Source organism: Pseudomonas sp. Eqa60, from assembly GCF_018326405.1.
GTDB classification, from domain to species: domain Bacteria; phylum Pseudomonadota; class Gammaproteobacteria; order Pseudomonadales; family Pseudomonadaceae; genus Aquipseudomonas; species Aquipseudomonas protegens.
On record NZ_AP024342.1, the window covers coordinates 3141421 to 3161949 of the forward strand.

The window sequence follows — 20529 nt, forward strand, 5'->3', positions numbered from 1 at the left end:
TTCAGGCGACGGCAACGACGTCGAGGATGCGCTGTACCACACGGTCCTGGTCGATACCGGCCGCTTCAGCCTCGAAGGACAGGATGATGCGGTGGCGCAGTACGTCGAACAGCACGGCCTGGATGTCTTCGGGGCTGACGAAGTCGCGGCCGGCGAGCCAGGCGTGGGCCCGGGCGCAGCGGTCCAGGGCGATGGAACCGCGGGGGCTGGCGCCGTAGGCGATCCACTCGGCCATCTCCGGGTCGAACTTGGCCGGGGTGCGGGTGGCCATCACCAGTTGCACCAGGTATTCCTCCACCGCATCGGCCATGTACAGGCCGAGGATTTCCTTGCGTGCGGCGAAGATCGCCTGCTGGCTGACCCGGCGCTCGGGCTTGGTCTCGCCGTTCAGGGCTTCGCCGCGGGCCTGCTGGAGGATCCGCCGCTCCACGGCGGCGTCCGGGAAGCCGATCTTGACGTGCATCAGGAAGCGGTCGAGCTGGGCTTCGGGCAGCGGGTAGGTGCCTTCCTGCTCGATGGGGTTCTGGGTCGCCATCACCAGGAACAGCGGCGACAGTTCATAGGTGCTGCGCCCGACGCTGACCTGGCGCTCGGCCATGGCTTCGAGCAGGGCCGACTGGACCTTGGCCGGGGCGCGGTTGATTTCGTCCGCCAGCACCAGGTTGTGGAAGATCGGGCCTTGCTGGAACACGAAGCTGCCGGTTTCCGGGCGATAGATCTCGGTGCCGGTGATGTCGGCGGGCAGCAGGTCGGGGGTGAACTGGATCCGATGGAATTGCGCTTCAATGCCTTCGGCCAACTCCTTGATGGCCTTGGTCTTGGCCAGCCCCGGAGCGCCCTCGACCAGCATGTGGCCGTCGGCGAGCAGGGCGATGAGCAAGCGCTCGATGAGTTTTTCCTGGCCGAGAATCTGCGTTGAAAGAAAGGTTCGCAGCGCCAAAAGCGCTTCACGATGTTCCATCGGTGACTGTTCCTGGAGAGGGTGCGCCCCGGGCGTTGAGGGAACGTCGGGGCTGGGGGCGATACTTTAATCCATAGCGGGGGTCGGCGACTAACGGGGAAAACCTGATTTGGCGAATTAGTCGAAAAAAATCCGTGTTTTATTCAGCACCACGCGCACCCCCGGTAGAAGCCGGCTTGCCGGCGAAGAGGCCGGCAAGGTTTGCGGCGGGGCCGAAGACGCCTTCGCTGGCAAGCCAGCTCCTACCGGGAAGGGCGGCGGGTCAGGACAACTGGCTGATGTAGGTGCCGGTGCCCTTGAGGATGTTCTGCAGGGTTTCCTCCACTTCGGCCAGGTCCGAGGCAGCAGTGGTGTGGCGGATCTCCAGGTGGTCGGCGCCGTTCAGGGCGTCGGCGTCGGCCGCGGCGATTTCGATCAGCAGGGTGGTGGGGCTCAGGGTCACCTTGACGCCATCGAGGGTCGAGGGCTCGCCGTCGAGGGTGATTTCCAGTTCGTCCTCGTCCGGGTAGCGGCTCATCAGGAACATCTCGCCCTGGGTGCTGTGGCAGCAGAGCATGGCCATGTTGTCTTCTTCGTCGTCGCAGGGGTTCGCGATCAGGTGGGCGGTGGTCATGTGCATGGGGGCATTCCTGAGAGAGTGGCCGGGCGGGCAGAAAGGAAACAATTCTGCCAGCCCGATGGAATTTCTGCTGGCTTGTCTGTCAGAGAACAGGTCGTGAACACAATCGCTGCGGCAGTCACTTTTGGTACGCAAGTACCGTGAATCCGGGGAAAAAAACCGGTTTTTCCACCGCGGCTGCTAGTGTTGCTCAAAGCGTGAGCGTTCTGCTGCGTGCCGTTGACCGAATATGTCGCAGCATCGCAAGCAGCTGTCACATCGCACTCGTTAAGCTGCGCAGCGGACAATTTGTTCTTAGTGCAATAGGTTGCGTCTGATTTGCGATGGTCACCTGTAAAGGCATTGCGCTCGGTTTCCCGGCAAGCGTCAGTCGTTTTTGCAGATGCCCATCCCCGGAAGGTGAATGTGACCTGTGCGTCTCGTCCAGCTTCACCCACCTGTCATCCTGCTACCTCTGCCCGAGACCAGGAGCAGGATGCAGCACCGCCCCGCGAGGGGTTTGCACGCGACGCTTCCATCAATAACAAGCCCAAGCGGAGTACCACAGATGGCGTTCTTCACCGCAGCCAGCAAAGCCGACTTCCAGCACCAACTGCAAGCGGCACTGGCGCAGCACATCAGTGAACAGGCACTGCCACAAGTGGCGCTGTTCGCTGAACAATTCTTCGGCATCATTTCCCTGGACGAACTCACCCAGCGTCGCATGTCCGACCTGGCGGGCTGCACCCTTTCTGCCTGGCGCCTGCTTGAGCGCTTCGACCACGGGCAACCGCAGGTCCGCGTCTACAACCCCGATTACGAACGCCATGGCTGGCAGTCGACCCACACTGCTGTGGAAGTCCTGCACCACGACCTGCCGTTTTTGGTGGACTCGGTACGCACCGAGCTCAACCGTCGCGGCTACAGCATCCACACCCTGCAGACCACCGTGCTCAGCGTACGCCGTGGCAGCAAGGGCGAGCTGCTGGAAATCCTGCCCAAGGGCACCCAGGGCGAAGGCATCCAGCAAGAGTCGCTGATGTACCTGGAGATCGACCGTTGCGCCAACGCCGCCGAACTCAGCGTGCTGGGCAAGGAGCTGGAACAGGTACTGGGCGAAGTGCGGGTCGCCGTGGCCGACTTCGAGCCGATGAAGGCCAAGGTCCAGGAACTGATCCAGAGCATCGACAACAGCCAGTTCCCGATCGCTGCCGAAGAAAAGACCGAGATCAAGAGCTTCCTCGAATGGCTGGTGGGCAACCACTTTACCTTCCTCGGCTATGAAGAATTCGTGGTCGGCGCCGACCAGGACGGCGGGCATATCGAATATGACCCGAACTCCTTCCTCGGCCTGGCCAAGCTGCTGCGCGCCGGCCTGACCAGCGACGACCTGCGCATCGAAGACTACGCCGTCAACTACCTGCGCGAACCGACGCCGCTGTCCTTCGCCAAGGCCGCGCACCCGAGCCGTGTGCACCGTCCGGCCTACCCGGATTTCGTCTCGATCCGCCAGATCGATGCCGACGGCAAGGTCATCAAGGAATGCCGCTTCATGGGCCTGTACACCTCTTCGGTGTACGGCGAGAGCGTGCGGGTGATTCCTTACATCCGCCGCAAGGTCGAAGCCATCGAGCAGCGCTCGGGCTTCCAGGCCAAGGCGCACCTGGGCAAGGAACTGGCCCAGGTCCTGGAAGTGCTGCCCCGGGACGATCTGTTCCAGACCCCGGTGGACGAGCTGTTCAGCACCGTGATGTCCATCGTGCAGATCCAGGAACGCAACAAGATCCGCGTGTTCCTGCGCAAAGACCCCTACGGCCGCTTCTGCTACTGCCTGGCCTACGTGCCGCGCGACATCTATTCCACCGAAGTGCGGCAGAAGATCCAGCAAGTGCTGATGGATCGCCTGCAAGCCACCGACTGCGAGTTCTGGACCTTCTTCTCCGAGTCGGTACTGGCCCGTGTGCAGTTGATCCTGCGGGTGGACCCCAAACAGCGCATCGACATCGATCCGCTGCTGCTGGAAAAAGAAGTGGTGCAGGCCTGCCGCAGCTGGCAGGACGACTACGCCAGCCTGGTGGTGGAAAGCTTCGGCGAAGCCCACGGCACCAATGTGCTGGCGGACTTCCCCAAAGGCTTCCCGGCCGGCTACCGCGAGCGCTTCGCTGCCCATTCGGCGGTGGTGGACATGCAGCACCTGCTGAGCCTCACCGAAGCCAACCCGCTGGTGATGAGCTTCTACCAGCCCCTGGGCCAGGTCTCCGGCCAGCGCGAGCTGCACTGCAAGCTGTACCACGCCGACACCCCGCTGGCGCTGTCCGACGTGCTGCCGATCCTGGAAAACCTCGGCCTGCGCGTGCTGGGCGAATTCCCGTACCGCCTGCGTCACAACAATGGCCGTGAGTTCTGGATCCACGACTTCGCCTTCACCGCCGCCGAAGGCCTGGACCTGGATATCCAGCAGCTCAACGACACGCTGCAGGACGCCTTCGTCCATATCGTGCGCGGCGATGCCGAGAACGATGCCTTCAACCGCCTGGTGCTGACCGCCGGCCTGCCATGGCGCGACGTGGCGCTGCTGCGTGCCTACGCCCGCTACCTGAAGCAGATCCGCCTGGGCTTCGACCTGGGCTACATCGCCAGCACCCTGAACAACCACACCGACATCGCCCGCGAGTTGACCCGGTTGTTCAAGACCCGCTTCTACCTGGCGCGCAAGCTCACCAGCGACGACCTGGAAGACAAGCAGCAGCGTCTGGAGCAGGCGATCCTCACCGCCCTGGACGACGTCCAGGTGCTCAACGAAGACCGCATCCTGCGGCGCTACCTGGACCTGATCAAGGCCACCCTGCGCACCAACTTCTACCAGACCGACGCCAACGGCCAGAACAAGTCGTACTTCAGCTTCAAGTTCAACCCGCACCTGATCCCCGAGCTGCCCAAGCCGGTGCCCAAGTTCGAAATCTTCGTCTACTCGCCACGGGTCGAAGGCGTGCACCTGCGCTTCGGCAACGTTGCCCGTGGCGGCCTGCGCTGGTCCGACCGTGAAGAAGACTTCCGCACCGAAGTCCTGGGCCTGGTCAAAGCCCAGCAAGTGAAGAACTCGGTGATCGTGCCGGTGGGCGCCAAGGGCGGCTTCCTGCCCCGTCGCCTGCCACTGGGCGGCAGCCGGGACGAGATCGCGGCCGAGGGCATCGCCTGCTACCGCATCTTCATCTCCGGCCTGCTGGACATCACCGACAACCTGAAGGACGGCGCCCTGGTGCCGCCGGCCAACGTCGTGCGCCATGACGACGATGACCCCTACCTGGTGGTCGCGGCGGACAAGGGCACTGCGACCTTCTCCGACATCGCCAACGGCATTGCCATCGACTACGGCTTCTGGCTGGGTGATGCATTCGCCTCCGGTGGTTCGGCCGGTTACGACCACAAGAAGATGGGCATCACCGCCAAGGGCGCGTGGGTTGGCGTGCAGCGCCACTTCCGCGAGCGCGGCATCAATGTCCAGGAAGACAGCATCACCGTGGTCGGCGTCGGCGACATGGCCGGCGACGTGTTCGGCAACGGCTTGCTGATGTCCGACAAGCTGCAACTGGTGGCGGCGTTCAACCACCTGCACATCTTCATCGACCCGAACCCGGATCCGGCCACCAGCTTCGTCGAGCGCCAGCGCATGTTCGCGCTGCCGCGTTCGGCCTGGAGCGACTACGACACCAGCATCATGTCCGAAGGCGGCGGTATCTTCTCGCGTAGCGCCAAGAGCATCGCCATCTCGCCGCAGATGAAAGAGCGCTTCGACATCCAGGCCGACAAGCTGACCCCGACCGAGCTGCTCAACGCCTTGCTCAAGGCGCCGGTGGACCTGCTGTGGAACGGTGGTATCGGCACCTACGTCAAGGCCAGCACCGAGAGCCACGCCGATGTCGGCGACAAGGCCAACGACGCCCTGCGCGTCAATGGCAACGAGCTGCGCTGCAAGGTGGTGGGCGAGGGCGGCAACCTGGGCATGACCCAGCTGGGTCGTGTGGAGTTCGGCCTCAATGGCGGCGGTTCCAACACCGACTTCATCGACAACGCCGGTGGCGTGGACTGCTCCGACCACGAAGTGAACATCAAGATCCTGCTCAACGAAGTGGTGCAGGCCGGTGACATGACCGACAAGCAGCGCAACCAGCTGCTGGCGAGCATGACCGACGAAGTCGGCGGCCTGGTGCTGGGCAACAACTACAAGCAGACCCAGGCCTTGTCCCTGGCTGCGCGCCGTGCCTACGAGCGTGCCGCCGAGTACAAGCGCCTGATGAGCGACCTGGAAGGCCGTGGCAAGCTGGACCGCGCCATCGAGTACCTGCCGACCGAGGAGCAGCTCACCGAGCGCGCCGCCACCGGCAAGGGCCTGACCCGTCCGGAACTGTCGGTGCTGATTTCCTACAGCAAGATCGACCTCAAGGAAGCCCTGCTCAAGTCCCTGGTACCGGATGACGACTACCTGACCCGCGACATGGAGACCGCGTTCCCGCCAAGCCTGGTGGCCAAGTTCTCCGAGGCCATGCGTCGCCATCGTCTCAAGCGCGAGATCGTCAGCACCCAGATCGCCAACGACCTGGTCAACCACATGGGCATCACCTTCGTGCAGCGTCTGAAGGAGTCCACCGGCATGAGCCCGGCGAACGTCGCCGGTGCCTATGTGATCGTGCGGGACATCTTCCACCTCCCGCACTGGTTCCGTCAGATCGAAGCCCTGGACCACCAGGTTTCGGCTGAAGTGCAACTGGCGTTGATGGACGAGCTGATGCGCCTGGGCCGTCGTGCCACCCGCTGGTTCCTGCGCAGCCGGCGCAACGAGCAGGATGCGGCGCGTGACGTTGCGCACTTCGGTCCGCACCTGGCGGCGCTGGGCCTGAAGCTCGACGAGCTGCTCGAAGGCCCGACCCGCGAGGGCTGGCAAGCCCGTTACACCGCCTATGTCGAAGCCGGTGTGCCGGAGTTGCTGGCGCGCATGGTTGCAGGCACTACCCACCTGTACACCCTGCTGCCGATCATCGAGGCCGCTGATGTGACCGGCCACGATGCGGCGGAAGTGGCCAAGGCCTACTTCGCCGTGGGCAGTGCCCTCGACCTGCCGTGGTACCTGCAGCAGATCAGCGATCTGCCGGTGGCCAACAACTGGCAGGCGGCGGCGCGCGAAGCCTTCCGCGATGACGTGGACTGGCAGCAGCGGGCGATCACCATCAAGGTCCTGCAGATGGCCGATGCGCCGGACGACATGGAGGCCCGCGTGGCCCTGTGGCTGGAGCAGAACGCGAGCATGGCCGATCGCTGGCGCGCCATGATGGTGGAAATCCGTGCCGCCAGCGGCACCGACTACGCCATGTATGCGGTGGCCAACCGCGAGTTGCTGGACCTGGCCATGAGCGGTCAGTCGGTGCTGTAACGGCCTGACCCCGCCCAGAACCAAAAAAGCCCCGTATCTTGCGATACGGGGCTTTTTTATTGCCTGCCGGTTTGTACCGGTTGGCGGGTGGCTCGGCTCAGTGGGCCGCCGAGGCGTCCTGCTCGACCACCATGTCCAGCACATAGACGCTGGACGGGGCATCGGCGGGTGCATTCTTCCACTCGTACTGCTTGACCCGCAGCACATTGCGCACGCCGTCCTGGTGCTCGTAGCCCTCGATGGACTGGTACAGCGGGTGCCAGGTGTCCTGGGTCGGCAGTTGCAGGCCGGCGTCGTCGTAGCGGCGCTCACGCACTTGCAGGCACTGGAAGTCGGGGATCAGCGGGTGGCTGCACTTGACGGTCTTGGCCGCCACTTCCAGGAAGCGGGTCTGGCCCTGGCTGCCGTAGCGGGTTTGCGGGGTGGGCTGGCCTTCGAACGTGAGCAGGGTGCCGTCCTGGGTGGCCAGTTGCAGGGTCGGGGTCGACTGGTCGCCGCCGAAGGTGGTGCGCAGGTCGCCCTTGAGCAGGTTGGCGATTTGTGCGTCCAGGGCCATCAGTTTCGGCTCGCAGGCCATCAGGGTGGCGGCCAGTGGCTGTACCTTGAGCACGCCATTTTCATGCTGGAAGCCGCCGAACTGGCGGTTGCAGCCGCCGCTGATGCTCAGGTTCTGCCCGGCGAAGGTCAGGCGCAGCTGGCGCTCGATGCCCTTGTCCAGGGCGGCGACGGGCTTGCCCGCCGCATCGCGGGCCGCAACCAGCTGCCAGTAGTAGGCGGACAGCGCAGGCTGGGCGCTGACGGAGGCAGTACTGGCGGGCATGGAAGAAGATCCTTCAGGGGTGGTGGAAGCCGGGGTGCAGGCCTGGAGCAGGGCGGCACAGACGGATACGAGGAGGATGTTTTGCTTCATGGTTCGCTCTTTCAGCCTTGATGGAGTATGGCCTGCCGCATGGGGGGCAGGCCCAGGCCGGTAACCTGTGGCGGTGAGGTCGTCGGGCCAGTGCTGCGTGGGCCGCAAGCCGCCGCAGGGCGACCTCCGCCGTTACCGATTGCGATGTGACAGCACTGTGCCAGTTCGGTTTCATCGCCGGGGGTGCCCGGGAGTGTTACCAAATCTTGCACGCTGCCGGTGAGCGCCGTTGCCTGCTTCCGGCCGGGCGCTGCGGGCCAGGTGTGGACGCCCGCCTTACCAGAACCAGTAAGGCAGGAATTTGGGAGTGGGTTCTTTGGCCAGTTCCAGATGATAGGTGATGGCGTTGAAGAAGAACCCATCCAGCAAAAGAAAGGCCGCCACGCCGAATGCCAGGACGATGACCTCGTAATGCCGGTGCCCGGTGTACTGCCGGCCGATCCAGTAGCGCACGCCGCTGAGCAGGGCAAAGCTTGAAAACACCCCGGCGAAGTCGGGCTGCAGGGGGCGGGCGGCAAAGCTGTTGTAGCCCAGCACCAGCAGCGCCAGGAGCGCGCCGATGGCCGGCAGGTTCAGGCACAGGCGCAGCAGGCGTCTGCGGGTGGCGCTGAACAGGCCGTTGGGGTCGATGAAGATGTAGGCCGCCAGCAGGGAAATGGCCGGGGTGATGGACAGCACGTAACGCGCCTTCTTCGAGTTGGGGATGGTGAAGAACACAATCAGCACCACGAACCAGGCGCCCAGGTGCAGCAGCAGGCGCGGCGCCGACAGCGACGGGGCGCCGAGCCACTGGCGGCCGCTCCTGGCCATCACGCAGAGGGCGTAGAACGCCGTGAAGCTGTAGGTGATCAGCCCGGCGCTGAAGTAGAAGTAGTAGCGCGGCGAGTGATCGCTGGCGATCCGGCCCAGGCCCTGCATCTCCAGCACTTGCTGCATGAAGGCATCGCCGCCCTGCACGTGGGCGGCCCAGGCCAGTAGCGCGACCCCGGCGGCGAACAGCAGGCCGCTCACCAGCGAGAATCCGACCAGGGTTCGCCACTGCCGGCTCAGCAGGTAATAGCTGCCGACCACCAGTGCTGGGCCGATCATGCCGATCGGGCCGCGCAGGGCAAAGCCCAGGATCAGGCCGAGGAACACCAGCGCCAGGCGTCCGCGCTGCTGCTTGAGGTCGGCGGAGTAGGCCAGGTAGAAGCAGCCCGCGGTGATCAGGGCGGGGTAGATGTCCAGGGCCAGGGAGTTGACGCTATCCACGAAGGCCCAGGTGAACAGCGCAAAGAGCACGCCGCACAGGCCCCATTTGCGCTCATGCAGGGCCCCCAGCTTGTAGATGAACACCAGCATCAGCGACGCAGCGATGCAGAAGGGCAGGCCCATCGACAGCACGGACAGCTGGCCGAAGGGCAGCGACGCCAGATAGACCAGCACCGTGTTGGCAATGGTGTAGTCGGGGTAGGGCTGCAGATCGTCGGCAATGGGGAACAGCGTCATGCCGTGCTGCAGCATGTAGTCGGCAAAGTCGACGAAGCGCGTGGTGTAGTTGAGGACTGCCGGTTTGTACTGCAGCGCCATGAACAGCGCGAGGGCAATCAGGAAAATGCTTTGGCAGGGGCGCTGCAGGATCAGCTTTTTATAGTCTTCCATGCGTCCAACACGCAAAAAAAACACCAATGATAGGGTGGCCGGCAGGCGAACGCCATCCACGCGCCGTGTTCGGGGCCGTTGCCGGCACCGGGGTTCAAGGCTCGGCAATCTAGCGCGCCCGGGGTTAACGCCCGGTATACGGGCAGGGGCTGATCAAGGGGGCGCGGCGCAGTGCGCGATTGGCCACGGGGCGACCGTCGCCCGCTGCCTTCGCCGCTGTCCAGGCGGGCCCTGGGACGGGCCGGGTGGCGGGTAGCGGCCCGGCAATCGGCCGCCCGCGGCGCCGTTCAGGGCCGTTGCGGCTTGACCGAGGTGCCGAAGGTGTTGCCCATGCGCACGCCGGTGGCCGCCGGCGTCGAGAGCCCGACCTGGTTCGGTGGGCGCTTGTTCACCGGGTCCTCCAGGGCCTGCTGGTTGGCCTGGGCCGCCTTCACTGCGTCCGGGTTGTTGCCCATCTGTTTGCTCAGGCAGTTGTAGTCGGGTGCCTTGTAGCCGCCGACGCTGACTTCCACACAGCCCTCGCTGGCTTCTTCGGCATGCAGCGTCCAGGGCAGGGCGCTGAGCAGCCACAGGGCTGCGCTGTATCGGCTTAATCGTTTCATCCTGGCCTCCTGGCTGGCCCGGGGAATCGGGCTTCGATGCCGGCCGAGTGTAGTGCAAAGCCCGGCCTGAAAAAGTGATGGTTTTTTTGCCGTGGCCGTAACACCAGATTCATAAACTGGCCTCAGGATGACGCTTTTCAGGGATTGGACCGCAGTGCAGCGACGCAGAGCGCAGGTCGGGCGATGGACTTCATTGCACGGGGGCTTGGCGACCTGTGTGGTGGCGCTCGGGCTGCTGCTGTGGATGCCGGCGGGCTGGGCCCAGGGCCCTCCCGGCGGGCCGCCGCGGGTGGATTCACAGGCCCTGCTGGCACTGGAGATACCGGCGCAGAACCTGGCGGATGCCCTGGAGCTGTTCAGCCGCGCCACCGGGATGGCGGTGCTGGTGGACCGGGAACTGACCCGGGGCCGGCGCTCGGTGGGGATCAACGGTCACTACAGCGCCCGGGAAGGCCTGAGCCGGTTGTTGGCCGGCAGTGGCCTGATGGCCCGCTACGCCCGCAGCGATGCTTTCACCCTGCAGGTGCCGCAGGCCACACAGCCGGCCGTGCAGCCCGGCGCGGCGGGCAGTCGTGCGGCGCGGCTCAACAGCAGCTACGCCAGCGCCCTGCAACGGGCGGTGGAACGCAGCCTGTGCGGCTCGGCGCTGACTCGGCCGGGGAGCTTTCGCGCCTTGCTGCAACTGTGGATCGGCGGCGACGGAGCGGTGCAACACAGCCGCCTGGTGAGTTCCACCGGCGACCTGCAACGGGATGAGGCGCTGGTGCAGCGCCTGGCCCAGACTCGGGTCGAGCGCCAGGCACCGAGCTCGTTGCGCCAGCCGCTGACCTTACTCTTGATACCGGACACGACAGGGAAACGCATGGACTGCAAGGAATGGGAAGGAGCTTCCGGGGTATGAAAAATACCGGACACAGTGCGATGGTCAGGCTGTTCCTGACGTCCTACGAGGATTTTCGGGTGCGCTTGCGCAGGCGCCTGGGGTCCGAGGACCTGGCCAACGACGTCCTGCACGAAACCTACCTGCGGGTCGACCGCATGGAAGAGCCGCCGAACCTGGCGCAACCCAATGCCTACCTGTACCGCATGGCGCTGAACATTGCCGCCGACCGGCGCCAGTCCGATGCCCGCCTGCTCACCGGCGATGAGGTCGAGGAGCTGTTGCAGATCGCCGACGAAGCCCAGGACCCCTCGCGGGTGGTGGGTGGCCAGAAGGAAATCCAGACCCTGCTCAAGGCCCTCTACGAACTCCCGGCGCGGCGCCGCAAGATCTTCATTGCCGCGCGCCTGGAAGAGGCGCCGCACCTGGAAATTTCCCAGCGCTTCGGCATTTCCACACGGATGGTGGAGAAGGAACTCAAGGCGGCCCTCGGCCATTGCGCCCTGCGCCTGGAAAGAAAAGTCATTCAGCGGTTCGGTCCCGGGGCCGGAAAACCGTCCTAGACAAAGAGCCCTGATCAATCCGTGAGTACCTGCGCGCTTGAACATTTTTAGCATCTCCACCTCCCAGGCCTCGGCGGACCAGCAGTTGCTGAGCGAAGCCCGGGACTGGCTGGTCCTTCTGACGTCGGGGCAGGCCACCGCCGCCGATGCCCGGGCGCTGCGCCAATGGTGTGGGCAAAGCCCGCAGCACGCGGCCGCCTTCGAGCAGACCAAGGCCCTGTGGCATTGCCTGCAACCGGCCGCGGCGCTGCTGGAACAGCAAGCGCGGCCGCGGCACTTTGGCCGTCGGGCCTTTCTTGGCGGCGCCCTGGCGGCCTCGGCGGCGCTGTTCATGGTGCGGCTCACGGTGCCGGGCGGCTTTGCCGGATTGACCGCCGACTTTGCCACCGAAGTCGGCGAACAGCGCCGGGTGGATCTGGCCGAGGGCGTGAGCCTGGAGCTCAACACCCAGACCCGCATCAGCCGGCGTGACCTGGGCGCGGGCGAGCAGGGCATCGAACTGCTGGAAGGCGAAGTGGAAGTCTTCAGCCAGCGCCTGCAGCCGCTCAAGGTCCAGGCCGGCGAGGGCTGGCTCAGCGCGCGCCAGGCGCGCTTCAACCTGCGCAACACCGACCACCAGGTGTGCGTCACCTGCATCGAAGGCAGCCTGCAAGTGGACGTGGCCGGGCGCAGCATTGGCCTGGACAGCGGCCGCCAGCTGACCTACGACCCGCGCAGCATCGGCGAGCCCCAGGTGGTGGACATCCACAGCGTGATTGCCTGGCGCGAGCAGGTCCTGGTGTTCGACAACGCCAGCCTCAACACGGTGATCAGCGAGATCAATCGCTACCGCCCGGGAATGCTGGTGCTGCTCAATGCCGAACTGGGCAAGCGCAAGGTCCAGGCGCGTTTCAACCTCAACCAGCTGGCTGGCGTGGCCTTGCTGATCCGCGACGCCTACGGTGCCAAGTGCACCGAATTGCCCGGCGGCGTGGTGCTCCTGAGCTGATCCGCGAAACACCAACAGCCCCCTGTAGGAGCTGGCTTGCCAGCGAAGGGGCCGGCGCTATTTGCCGAATTCTCAGGGCCTGGCCGCTACGCGGTTCGCCGGCAAGCCGGCTCCTACGGGAGAGGGTTATTGCAACGGCCCCAGCACTTGCCGGTAGCGCTCTTCGCCCTGGGGCGTCTGGCGCACCAGGCGGATCTCCAGGCCCAGGGGGCTGTCCTGGCGGTTGCCGCTGAGCTGGCGCCAGCCTTTGTCGGCATCCCAGACCCGTACTTGCAGGTCGCTGACCCGGTTCAGCACCGCCACGCCGTCGCGCGGCGCGGGCAAAGGGTAGCGGTCGCGGGGCTCGGCCACGGCGCGGTACAGGGTGTCGCCCTTGAGCCACCAGCGCACCCGTTGCAAGCCTTCCCCCGGGGTGGCGGCGCTGCGTATCACCTCCAGGCGAAAGCCCTTGCTGTCGGAGCTGCGCACGCTCAGTGGGGCCGGGCTGTCGGGCTCGGCTTCTTCGCTGTCGCCCAGGGCCGGCTCGCGCAGCTGGGTGCCAGCACGCAGGGCCACGTCACGTTCCAGCTGGTTGAGGGTGCGCAGCAGTTCTTCGGTCTGTTCGGTGCTGGCCTTGAGATGGCTGTCGGCCCGGGTGACGCTGTCCAGGCCGCGCCAGGCAATCAGGCTGACCACCGCCATCAGCATGATCGCCACCATCACTTCGATCAGGGTGAACCCCTGCTGCCGACGCTTCATGGCTGGGTCACCACCCGCAGTTGGCCGGCGGCGCTGCGTTCCAGGCTCAGGCTGTGCTGGCCGTCGGACAACACCAGGCGCAGCGGCGGGTTGATCCATTCGGCGTTCAATACCAGGCGCTGCCTGGGTTCGATGCGCACTTGCAGCGCCGGGGTTTCCCAGGCCCGGGGGCGCAGTTGGGGGTCGTCACGCAAGTCATCGATGCCGCCTCCGGATTCGCTGTGGCGGCTGAAGGCAAAGCCCTTGGCCGTGGCTCGCCAGGTGATCGGCCGACCATCGGCGCGGGCTTCGGCCTGGGCCACTTGCAGCAGTTGCGCCAGGCGCTCGGCGTCCTTGCGCAGCAGTTGCAGCGGGTCGGGCTTGATGCTCAGGCCCACGGCCGCGCTGGCAATGCCGATGATCACCAGTACCACCATCAGCTCGATCAGGGTGAAGCCTTGTTGCTTGCCTGCCTGCATCGGATTGCACTCCTTGGCCCTCGGGCCAGCCTGCCAGACGCAGATGATCGTCCGGTGAAATAAAACCGTGAGAATTGAGCGGTAGGCTGGGGGCACGGACAAACAGGAGGTCCCCCCGATGCTACGTGCCATGTCATTCGCCCCGCGCCTTGATGCCCCTCGACTGCTGCAGTACGCGGCCTTGCTGGCGGCCCTGGGTGGGGTCGCCACCTGGTCGTCGCTGCTGCTGACCCCGGCCGAATCCCAGACCCCGGCGGTGGCGCCCCAGGTGCTGGCCGCGCGTTCCGACAACCCGGCCCTGCAGTGGTTTGCCAACCAGCCGGCCCAGGTGCAGATCAAGGTGTCCGGGGTCATGGCCGGGGCCCGTGGCGCAGTGGCGATCCTGCATCTGAACGATGGCCCGCCGCGCAGCTTCCTGGCCGGGGAAACCCTGACCCAGGGTGTGCGCCTGGCTGCGATCGAGGCCGACGGCGTGCTGATCGAGCGCGGCGCCGAGCAGTCGCGGATCAAGGTCAGCAAGCTGCCGGACTCACCGGAGCTGCCGCGGTTGACCCGCTAGGCCTCACTGGCGTTGTACCTGCGGCCGGCTGACCAGGGTTTCCAGGCGCGCAAGCGGCGGCGCCTCGCGGCTGCGGTCGCTGACTTGCACCTGCACCCGCACCAGCCCCGGCGCACTGCCCGGGGCGATGCGGGTTTCGCAGCGCAGCTTGAGCCGTCCCTGGTCGCAGTCGAGGTTCTTCACGCCGCTGTTAAGGCGGCCTTCCAGGCGCACTTCGGCGACCCGGCTCTGGGCCGCCAGCAAGGCCAGGGATTTGTCCCGCAGCAGGCCGTTGCTCTGGGTCATCAGGCCCGCCACGCGCACCGCCGCAGCCATCGCCACGGCAATGATGGCCAGGGCCACCAGCACTTCGATCAGGGTGAAACCAGCTTGTTTGCGCAGGGCTTGCATGGGCCGCTCGAGACCGGGAAACAGCCTCGCAGACTAGCCTGCGGGCTTGACCGAATGGCGACCGAAACTCCCGAGGTTTTTCAATACCACTGACATATCTTCTTGCAACACTGCGCGACGAATCGAACTTACGCCAAGGAATGTCGAGATGGATATCGCGCCTGTAACATCCCCGCCCCGAGGCCTGCGCGGCCAGCGTGGCTTCACCCTGATCGAGATCATGGTCGTGGTGGTGATCCTCGGGATCCTGGCAGCCATGGTGGTGCCCAAAGTCCTGGATCGCCCGGACCAGGCACGGGCCACGGCGGCCAGACAGGACATCGCCGGGCTCATGCAGGCCCTCAAGCTCTATCGCCTGGACCACGGCAGCTACCCGAACATGAACCAGGGCCTGAAGGTGCTGGTGGAGCGCCCGGCCAATGCCAAGGACAGCAACTGGCGCTCCTACCTGGAACGTCTGCCCAATGACCCCTGGGGCCGCCCGTATCACTACCTCAACCCCGGTGCCAACGGCGAAGTGGATGTGTTTTCCCTCGGCGCCGATGGCCAGCCCGACGGCGACGGCGTGAATGCCGATATCGGCTCCTGGCAACTATAGGGCCGGTCGTGAAAGCCCATTCGCCCAGTGCGGCGAAGCAGCGTGGCATGGCCATCATCAGCGCCTTGCTGATCGCCGCGGTGGTGGCGGTGATCGCCGGGGGCATGCTTACCCGGCAAACCTCTTTCACCCGTGCGGTGGAAGCCGAACAGGCGCGGATCGTCGCTGCCGGGGTGCTTCAGGGCGGCCTGGAATACAGCCGGCAACTGCTCTGGGACGCGCGCCAGCGTGATGTGTTGACACGCCTCGACCAGGCCTGGGCGCGGCCCATCGGCGACCAGGCCCTGGGTGGATTCAACGCCGGGTTCCAGGGCCACCTGCAAGACCTGCAGGGCAAGTTCAACCTGCGCAACCTGGTGTTCAACCAGCAGGTGGATGCGGGGCAACTGCAGAGCTTCCAGCAGTTGTGCCAACTGATCGGCATCGACGGCGCCCTGGGCCGGCGCATCAGCCAGCGGGTGATCGCTTCCTACCCCCAGCGCCTGCAGGCGCCAGCCGCCACCAGCAGCCATGGCAGTTTCAACAGCGGTCGCCAGACCTCGGCAGGCGCTGCGGCGCAGACCCTGGCGCCCAGGCAGCCGATGCTGCGCAGCCTGGACGACTTGCTGGGCCTTGAGGGCGTGACCCCGGAACTGCTGGCGCGCCTGGAGCCGTACGTGAGCATCCTGCCGGGCAATACCTGGATCAACGGCAACACCGCCAGCGCCGAGGTGCTGGTGGCGGCGGTGCCAGGCCTGGATCTGTCCCGGGCCCGGGCCCTGGTGGCCGAGCGTGACGCCGGGCACTGGTTCATCAACCGTGGCGATTTCGTCAATCGCCTGCGCCTGCCGCAGTTGCAGGTGGACCAGATCAAGGTCGGCATCACCAGCGAGTGGTTCCTGCTTCAGGGCCAGGCCCGCCGTGATCAGCGCCGGGTCAGCCTGCAAGCGCTGCTGCACCGTCCCGAGGACCGCATGCCCCAGGTGATCTGGTCGCGGGTGGGCGCATGAGCCGCCTGCGCATCGGCCTGCCGCCCCTGGATTTGTTGCTCGGCACCGAGCAGCCGCAGCAGTGCCGGGTGGATTTTGCAAGGCTCGATCGCGGCGGGCGGGTCACGGATACCGGTTGCTGTGCCCTGGGCCAGCTGGGGTTGCCGGGCAAGGGGGACAAGCCGCCCGCAGTGGAGTGTTTCCTGCACCCACTGGACAGCCTGCTGACCCAGATCCCATTGCCGCAATTGCCCGCTGCGCGGATCAAGGCCGCGGTGGCCTGCGCTGCCCAGGCGCTGATCCTCGGCCCCAGTGAACAGATGCATGTGGCCCACGGCCCCCGCGATGCAGAGGGTCAGGTGGCGCTGAGCTGGCTGCCCCGGGAACGCCTGCAGGCCCTGGGGCGGCTGCTGGAGCAGGCCGGGTTGAAGCTCGCCGGCCTGTACCCGGCGCCCTACGCCTTGCCGGTGCCGCCCCCGGGGCAGATCAACCTGTGCCTGCTGGACGAGCAGTTGCTGGTGCGCCAGAGCGCCACCCAGGGCAGCGTGCAGCCCCTGGTGGCCGAGACCCTGGAGCAGTTGCGCGCCAGCGCCAGCGAGCTGTGCTGGATCGGCGAAGTGCCAGCGCTGCCGGGGCAACCATTGCCAGCGCCACAACCCCTGCCGGCGCAATTGCGCTGGAGCGGCACGCCGCCTTCCTGGGGCCTGCACAGCGGCGCGCTGGCCGGCACCCGCGCCCCCCAGGGCTGGGGCCGGGCCCTGGGCTGCTGCGCCCTGGCGGTGGCGGTCTGGGTGCTGGGCCTGAACCTGTACGCCGCCCGCGAGGCAGAGCAGGGGCAGCGGCTCAAGGCGCAGATGAGCCAGCGGGTGAAGCAGGTATTCCCCGAATTGCCGGTGGTGCTCAATCCGTTGCAACAGGCTCGCCAGCAACTGGCGGCGCGCCAGAGCGGCGCTGCGGCGGACCCGAGCCAGGGCTTCGCCCACCTGCTGGCCCAGGCGGGGCTGGCCATGCCGTTCATGGTGGGCAGCGTGCAAAGCCTGGAGTTTTCCGGGCAGCGCTTGCAGCTCCAATTGTTGCCAGACACCCCGAAAACCGCCGACAGCGCCTGGCAGGGGGCCCTGATCCAGGCCGGCTACAGCGTCCAGGCCCAGGGCAATGGCTGGAGCCTGGCCCCGGGGCAGGCTCCAGCCGAAGAGAGCACAGCCGAGGCAACGGGAGAAGACAATGAATAAGGCCATGCTGGCGCCGTATCGGGCGCGCTGGTCGCGCCTGCGGGCCCAGGCCCTGGGCCACTGGAACGGCCTGGCCCTGCGGGAAAAGCGCTTGCTGGGGGCCACTGCCCTGGGGTTGCTGGGGCTGTTGCTGTGGTTGCTGCTGATCCAGCCGCCGCTGAAGAAGATCGACTACTGGCAAGCCGAGACACCCAAGCTGCGCTCCCAGGCCGAGGCCCTGGAAGTGCTGCTGCACGAGGTCGCGGCGGGCCCTCGCAATGCCCCGGGCGAAAGCCTGGAACAGGCCCTGCGCCAGGCCCTGGATGCGGCCGGGCTCCAGGGCCGCTACCAGTTGCAACACGCGGATCAAGCCGGCCCCGAGAGCTGGCGGTTGACCTTTGAGCAGGCCCCGGCGGATGCCGTGGTCGGCTGGCTGCTGGGGGCTCCCCGGCAGTTTTCACTGCAGGTGGTGGAGGCTCGTCTGCAACGCGCAGACGCGGCCGCCGCCCAAGACTCGGCAGGCACACTGTCCGGGACCGTTCGCATGGATCAGGCGCAGGGCGCTAAGGAAGCTTCATGAAGTGGTCAGGTTCCAACTACGTGCGCCAGTGTCGCAAGGCCGCACCTTTTCTGCTGCTGGCGCTGGGGGCTTGCAGCAACACCACCTCCACCACGCCGCCGCCCTTGCTGGTGGACAGCGAGCTGGGCCAGCCCCTGGCCGACACCCGGCGCAGCGGCGATCTGCTGGCGGACCGCGAGCGCTTGCAGGCGCAACAGGCGCAACGGCCGAAAGTCCTGCACCCGGTGACCAGCAGCAGCCGCGCCCAGGGCACGTCGCGCAGCACCAGCGTGCCGCGCAATCCTCTGGGGGATCAGCCGGTGCAGTTGAACTTCGTCGACGCCGATATCCAGGCGGTGGTGCGCGCGCTGTCCCGTTCCACCGGCCAGCAGTTCCTGGTGGACCCACGGGTCAAGGGCAACCTGACCCTGGTCAGCGAAGGCCAGGTGCCGGCGCACCAGGCCTACGACATGCTGCTGGCGGCCCTGCGCATGCAGGGTTTCTCCGTGGTGGACGTGGGCGGGGTGGCCCAGGTGGTGCCCGAAGCCGACGCCAAGCTGCTGGGCGGGCCGATCTACAGCGCCGACAAGCCGGCGGGCAACGGCATGCTGACCCGCACCTTCCGCCTGCAATATGAAAATGCGGTGAACCTGATTCCGGTGCTGCGGCCCATCGTCTCGCCGAACAACCCGATCAATGCCTACCCGGGCAACAACACCATCGTGGTCACCGACTACGCGGAGAACCTGCAGCGGGTGGCGCAGATCATCAACGGCATCGACACCCCGAGCGCCATCGACACCGATGTGGTGGCGGTGCAGAACGGCATCGCCGTGGACATCGCCACCATGGTCGCCGAACTGCTGGAAACCCAGGGCGCCGACCAGACCCAGAAGATCAGCGTGATCGGCGACCCGCGCTCCAACTCCATCATCATCCGCGCCGGCAGCCCGGAGCGCACCGAACTGGCGCGCAACCTGATCTACAAACTGGACAACGCCCAGAGCAACCCCAGCAACCTGCACGTGGTGTACCTGCGCAACGCCCAGGCCGGCAAGCTGGCCCAGGCCCTACGCGGGCTGCTCACCGGGGAAAGCGACAGCGCCGGCAGCGACGGCGCCCGGGCCATGCTCAGCGGCATGGGCGGCAACAGCCAGGGCGCCCAGGGAGCGAGCCAGAACAGCAGCGGCACGCCCACCGCCAGTGGCAACCTCAACAACAGCAGCAGCGGCAGTGGTGCCTACGGCCAGGGCAGCAGCGCCGGCCAGGGCGGCACGGGCCAGCAGAATGACCAGAACACCGCCTTCAGTGCCGGTGGCGTGACCATCCAGGCCGATGCCACCACCAACACCTTGCTGATCTCGGCGCCGGACCCGCTGTACCGCAACCTGCGGGAGGTCATCGACCAGCTCGACCAGCGTCGCGCCCAGGTGGTGATCGAGAGCCTGATCGTCGAAGTCAGCGAAGACGATGCCAGCGAGTTCGGCGTGCAGTGGCAGGCCGGCAATCTCGCCGGGCGCGGCGGCTTTGGCGGGGTCAACCTCGGCGGCAGCGGGCTGGTGGGCACGCCGGCGAGCAAGACCAGCATCGACGTGTTGCCCAAGGGCCTGAACGTCGGCGTGGTCAACGGCACGGTGGACATCCCGGGGATCGGCAAGGTGCTGGACCTCAAGGTCCTGGCCCGGGCATTGAAGAGCAAGGGCGGCACCAACGTGTTGTCGACGCCCAACCTGTTGACCCTGGACAACGAGGCGGCGAGCATCTTCGTCGGCCAGACCATTCCCTTTGTCACCGGCAGCTATGTGACCGGCGGTGGCGGCACCAGCAACAACCCGTTCCAGACCGTGCAGCGTGAAGAAGTGGGCCTGAAGCTCAATGTGCGGCCGCAGATCTCCGAAGGCGGCACGGTGAAGCTGGATATCTACCAGGAGGTCAGCAGCGTCGACCAGCGGGCTTCGGTGGACGCCGGCACCGTGACCAACAAGCGGGCGATCGACACCAGCATCCTGCTGGATGACGGGCAGATCATGGTGCTCGGCGGCCTGCTGCAGGACGGCTACAGCCAGAGCAACGACGCAGTGCCGTGGCTGTCGAACATCCCCGGGCTCGGGGTGCTGTTTCGCAACGACAAGCGCAGCGTGACCAAGACCAACCTGATGGTGTTCCTGCGGCCCTACATCATTCGCGACAGTGGCGCGGGGCGCAGCATTACCCTCAATCGCTATGACTTCATGCGCCGGGTACAGGGCCAGTTGCAGCCGGAGCGCAGTTGGGTGATGCCGGATATCCAGGCGCCGCAACTGCCGGCGGCGAGCAAGGCGATCCCCGGGGCAGTGCCGGTGTCCCTGCAGGGCGTACCGCAGACGCCGCGGGCGCCGATTCGCGCGGTGCCGGTGCAATGAACGGGGCAAAGGGGTCCCAAATCCGGGCTGCCAAGCCCTTCGTAGGCACCGGCTTGCCGGCGATGAGGCCCGTGG

General features: G+C 66.3%; 18 protein-coding genes. 10 read left to right on the forward strand and 8 right to left on the reverse strand.

Going from position 1 to position 20529, the window contains the following annotated elements; translation table 11 throughout:
- Position 1 precedes the first annotated feature (1 nt).
- Positions 2-961 carry a MoxR family ATPase gene (locus tag KI242_RS14545; RefSeq protein ID WP_003218556.1) on the reverse strand — a complete coding sequence of 320 codons (960 nt, stop codon included), beginning with the start codon at positions 959-961 and terminating at the stop codon, positions 2-4.
- Between the two features lie 262 nt (positions 962-1223).
- Entirely contained in the window at positions 1224-1580 is a 357-nt protein-coding gene (locus KI242_RS14550; RefSeq protein ID WP_041117913.1) for a hypothetical protein, read from the reverse strand.
- Positions 1581-2127: 547 nt separating this feature from the next.
- Between KI242_RS14550 and KI242_RS14555 the strand changes: the two genes are divergently transcribed.
- The gene (locus KI242_RS14555) at positions 2128-6987 is read left to right on the forward strand and encodes an NAD-glutamate dehydrogenase (RefSeq protein ID WP_011061034.1); all 4860 of its coding nucleotides are present in this window, start codon (positions 2128-2130) and stop codon (positions 6985-6987) included.
- Between the two features lie 97 nt (positions 6988-7084).
- Here KI242_RS14555 and KI242_RS14560 read toward each other — a convergent pair whose 3' ends face one another.
- The 3 genes from KI242_RS14560 to KI242_RS14570 form a co-directional block, all read right to left on the reverse strand.
- Positions 7085-7807: an META and DUF4377 domain-containing protein gene (locus KI242_RS14560; protein WP_232512109.1), complete on the reverse strand. Its 723-nt coding sequence runs from the start codon at positions 7805-7807 to the stop codon at positions 7085-7087.
- Between the two features lie 366 nt (positions 7808-8173).
- Entirely contained in the window at positions 8174-9538 is a 1365-nt protein-coding gene (locus KI242_RS14565) for a glycosyltransferase family 39 protein (protein WP_212806307.1), read from the reverse strand.
- A 287-nt stretch (positions 9539-9825) separates the two neighbouring features.
- Positions 9826-10140, reverse strand: coding sequence for a hypothetical protein (locus KI242_RS14570; protein WP_011061037.1), 315 nt, complete (start codon positions 10138-10140; stop codon positions 9826-9828).
- Positions 10141-10384: 244 nt separating this feature from the next.
- On the opposite strand from KI242_RS14570, the gene KI242_RS14575 reads away from it, so the two are divergent.
- The 3 genes from KI242_RS14575 to KI242_RS14585 are packed head-to-tail and all read left to right on the forward strand — an operon-like array spanning position 10385 to position 12571.
- Positions 10385-11041 carry an STN domain-containing protein gene (locus tag KI242_RS14575; RefSeq protein ID WP_050783811.1) on the forward strand — a complete coding sequence of 219 codons (657 nt, stop codon included), beginning with the start codon at positions 10385-10387 and terminating at the stop codon, positions 11039-11041.
- Positions 11038-11583, forward strand: coding sequence for an RNA polymerase sigma factor (locus KI242_RS14580; RefSeq protein ID WP_011061039.1), 546 nt, complete (start codon positions 11038-11040; stop codon positions 11581-11583). The genes KI242_RS14575 and KI242_RS14580 overlap by 4 nt, the downstream gene beginning before the upstream one ends.
- Positions 11584-11620: 37 nt before the next feature.
- The gene (locus tag KI242_RS14585) at positions 11621-12571 is read left to right on the forward strand and encodes a FecR domain-containing protein (RefSeq protein ID WP_212806308.1); all 951 of its coding nucleotides are present in this window, start codon (positions 11621-11623) and stop codon (positions 12569-12571) included.
- 126 nt (positions 12572-12697) lie between these two features.
- On the opposite strand, the gene gspJ is transcribed toward KI242_RS14585, so the two are convergent.
- On the reverse strand, positions 12698-13309 hold the full coding sequence (gspJ, locus tag KI242_RS14590; RefSeq protein ID WP_041117921.1) for a type II secretion system minor pseudopilin GspJ: 612 nt from the start codon (positions 13307-13309) through the stop codon (positions 12698-12700).
- Positions 13306-13767: a GspH/FimT family pseudopilin gene (locus KI242_RS14595; protein WP_041117922.1), complete on the reverse strand. Its 462-nt coding sequence runs from the start codon at positions 13765-13767 to the stop codon at positions 13306-13308. The genes gspJ and KI242_RS14595 overlap by 4 nt, the downstream gene beginning before the upstream one ends.
- A gap of 118 nt (positions 13768-13885) precedes the next feature.
- Here KI242_RS14595 and KI242_RS14600 point away from each other — a divergent pair, with 118 nt between their 5' ends.
- Positions 13886-14326: a type II secretion system protein N gene (locus KI242_RS14600; protein ID WP_015635431.1), complete on the forward strand. Its 441-nt coding sequence runs from the start codon at positions 13886-13888 to the stop codon at positions 14324-14326.
- Between the two features lie 3 nt (positions 14327-14329).
- Here KI242_RS14600 and gspI read toward each other — a convergent pair whose 3' ends face one another.
- Positions 14330-14716 carry a type II secretion system minor pseudopilin GspI gene (gene gspI, locus KI242_RS14605; RefSeq protein WP_011061044.1) on the reverse strand — a complete coding sequence of 129 codons (387 nt, stop codon included), beginning with the start codon at positions 14714-14716 and terminating at the stop codon, positions 14330-14332.
- A gap of 148 nt (positions 14717-14864) precedes the next feature.
- Between gspI and gspG the strand changes: the two genes are divergently transcribed.
- The 5 genes from gspG to gspD are packed head-to-tail and all read left to right on the forward strand — an operon-like array spanning position 14865 to position 20454.
- A complete protein-coding gene (gspG, locus tag KI242_RS14610) occupies positions 14865-15314 on the forward strand; it encodes a type II secretion system major pseudopilin GspG (protein ID WP_011061045.1) in 450 nt (149 codons plus the stop codon).
- Positions 15315-15322: 8 nt separating this feature from the next.
- Entirely contained in the window at positions 15323-16303 is a 981-nt protein-coding gene (gene gspK / locus KI242_RS14615) for a type II secretion system minor pseudopilin GspK (protein ID WP_019094873.1), read from the forward strand.
- The gene (gene gspL, locus KI242_RS14620; RefSeq protein WP_065363916.1) at positions 16300-17514 is read left to right on the forward strand and encodes a type II secretion system protein GspL; all 1215 of its coding nucleotides are present in this window, start codon (positions 16300-16302) and stop codon (positions 17512-17514) included. The genes gspK and gspL overlap by 4 nt, the downstream gene beginning before the upstream one ends.
- Positions 17507-18073 (forward strand): type II secretion system protein GspM, encoded by a 567-nt coding sequence (gspM, locus tag KI242_RS14625; protein WP_015635434.1) that lies wholly within the window; start codon positions 17507-17509, stop codon positions 18071-18073. The genes gspL and gspM overlap by 8 nt, the downstream gene beginning before the upstream one ends.
- The gene (gene gspD / locus KI242_RS14630) at positions 18070-20454 is read left to right on the forward strand and encodes a type II secretion system secretin GspD (RefSeq protein ID WP_065363918.1); all 2385 of its coding nucleotides are present in this window, start codon (positions 18070-18072) and stop codon (positions 20452-20454) included. Before gspM ends, gspD begins: the two co-directional genes overlap by 4 nt.
- The last annotated feature ends 75 nt before the right edge of the window (positions 20455-20529 follow it).

What these genes read in the sequence shown, in the direction of transcription:
- KI242_RS14545 (WP_003218556.1), bottom strand. Translation starts at nt 961, where the DNA reads ATGGAACATCGTGAAGCGCTTTTGGCGCTGCGAACCTTTCTTTCAACG.
- KI242_RS14550 (WP_041117913.1), bottom strand. Translation starts at nt 1,580, where the DNA reads ATGCACATGACCACCGCCCACCTGATCGCGAACCCCTGCGACGACGAA.
- KI242_RS14555 (WP_011061034.1), top strand. Translation starts at nt 2,128, where the DNA reads ATGGCGTTCTTCACCGCAGCCAGCAAAGCCGACTTCCAGCACCAACTG.
- KI242_RS14560 (WP_232512109.1), bottom strand. Translation starts at nt 7,807, where the DNA reads ATGCCCGCCAGTACTGCCTCCGTCAGCGCCCAGCCTGCGCTGTCCGCC.
- KI242_RS14565 (WP_212806307.1), bottom strand. Translation starts at nt 9,538, where the DNA reads ATGGAAGACTATAAAAAGCTGATCCTGCAGCGCCCCTGCCAAAGCATT.
- KI242_RS14570 (WP_011061037.1), bottom strand. Translation starts at nt 10,140, where the DNA reads ATGAAACGATTAAGCCGATACAGCGCAGCCCTGTGGCTGCTCAGCGCC.
- KI242_RS14575 (WP_050783811.1), top strand. Translation starts at nt 10,385, where the DNA reads ATGCCGGCGGGCTGGGCCCAGGGCCCTCCCGGCGGGCCGCCGCGGGTG.
- KI242_RS14580 (WP_011061039.1), top strand. Translation starts at nt 11,038, where the DNA reads ATGAAAAATACCGGACACAGTGCGATGGTCAGGCTGTTCCTGACGTCC.
- gspJ (WP_041117921.1), bottom strand. Translation starts at nt 13,309, where the DNA reads ATGAAGCGTCGGCAGCAGGGGTTCACCCTGATCGAAGTGATGGTGGCG.
- KI242_RS14595 (WP_041117922.1), bottom strand. Translation starts at nt 13,767, where the DNA reads ATGCAGGCAGGCAAGCAACAAGGCTTCACCCTGATCGAGCTGATGGTG.
- KI242_RS14600 (WP_015635431.1), top strand. Translation starts at nt 13,886, where the DNA reads ATGCTACGTGCCATGTCATTCGCCCCGCGCCTTGATGCCCCTCGACTG.
- gspI (WP_011061044.1), bottom strand. Translation starts at nt 14,716, where the DNA reads ATGCAAGCCCTGCGCAAACAAGCTGGTTTCACCCTGATCGAAGTGCTG.
- gspG (WP_011061045.1), top strand. Translation starts at nt 14,865, where the DNA reads ATGGATATCGCGCCTGTAACATCCCCGCCCCGAGGCCTGCGCGGCCAG.
- gspL (WP_065363916.1), top strand. Translation starts at nt 16,300, where the DNA reads ATGAGCCGCCTGCGCATCGGCCTGCCGCCCCTGGATTTGTTGCTCGGC.
- gspM (WP_015635434.1), top strand. Translation starts at nt 17,507, where the DNA reads ATGAATAAGGCCATGCTGGCGCCGTATCGGGCGCGCTGGTCGCGCCTG.
- gspD (WP_065363918.1), top strand. Translation starts at nt 18,070, where the DNA reads ATGAAGTGGTCAGGTTCCAACTACGTGCGCCAGTGTCGCAAGGCCGCA.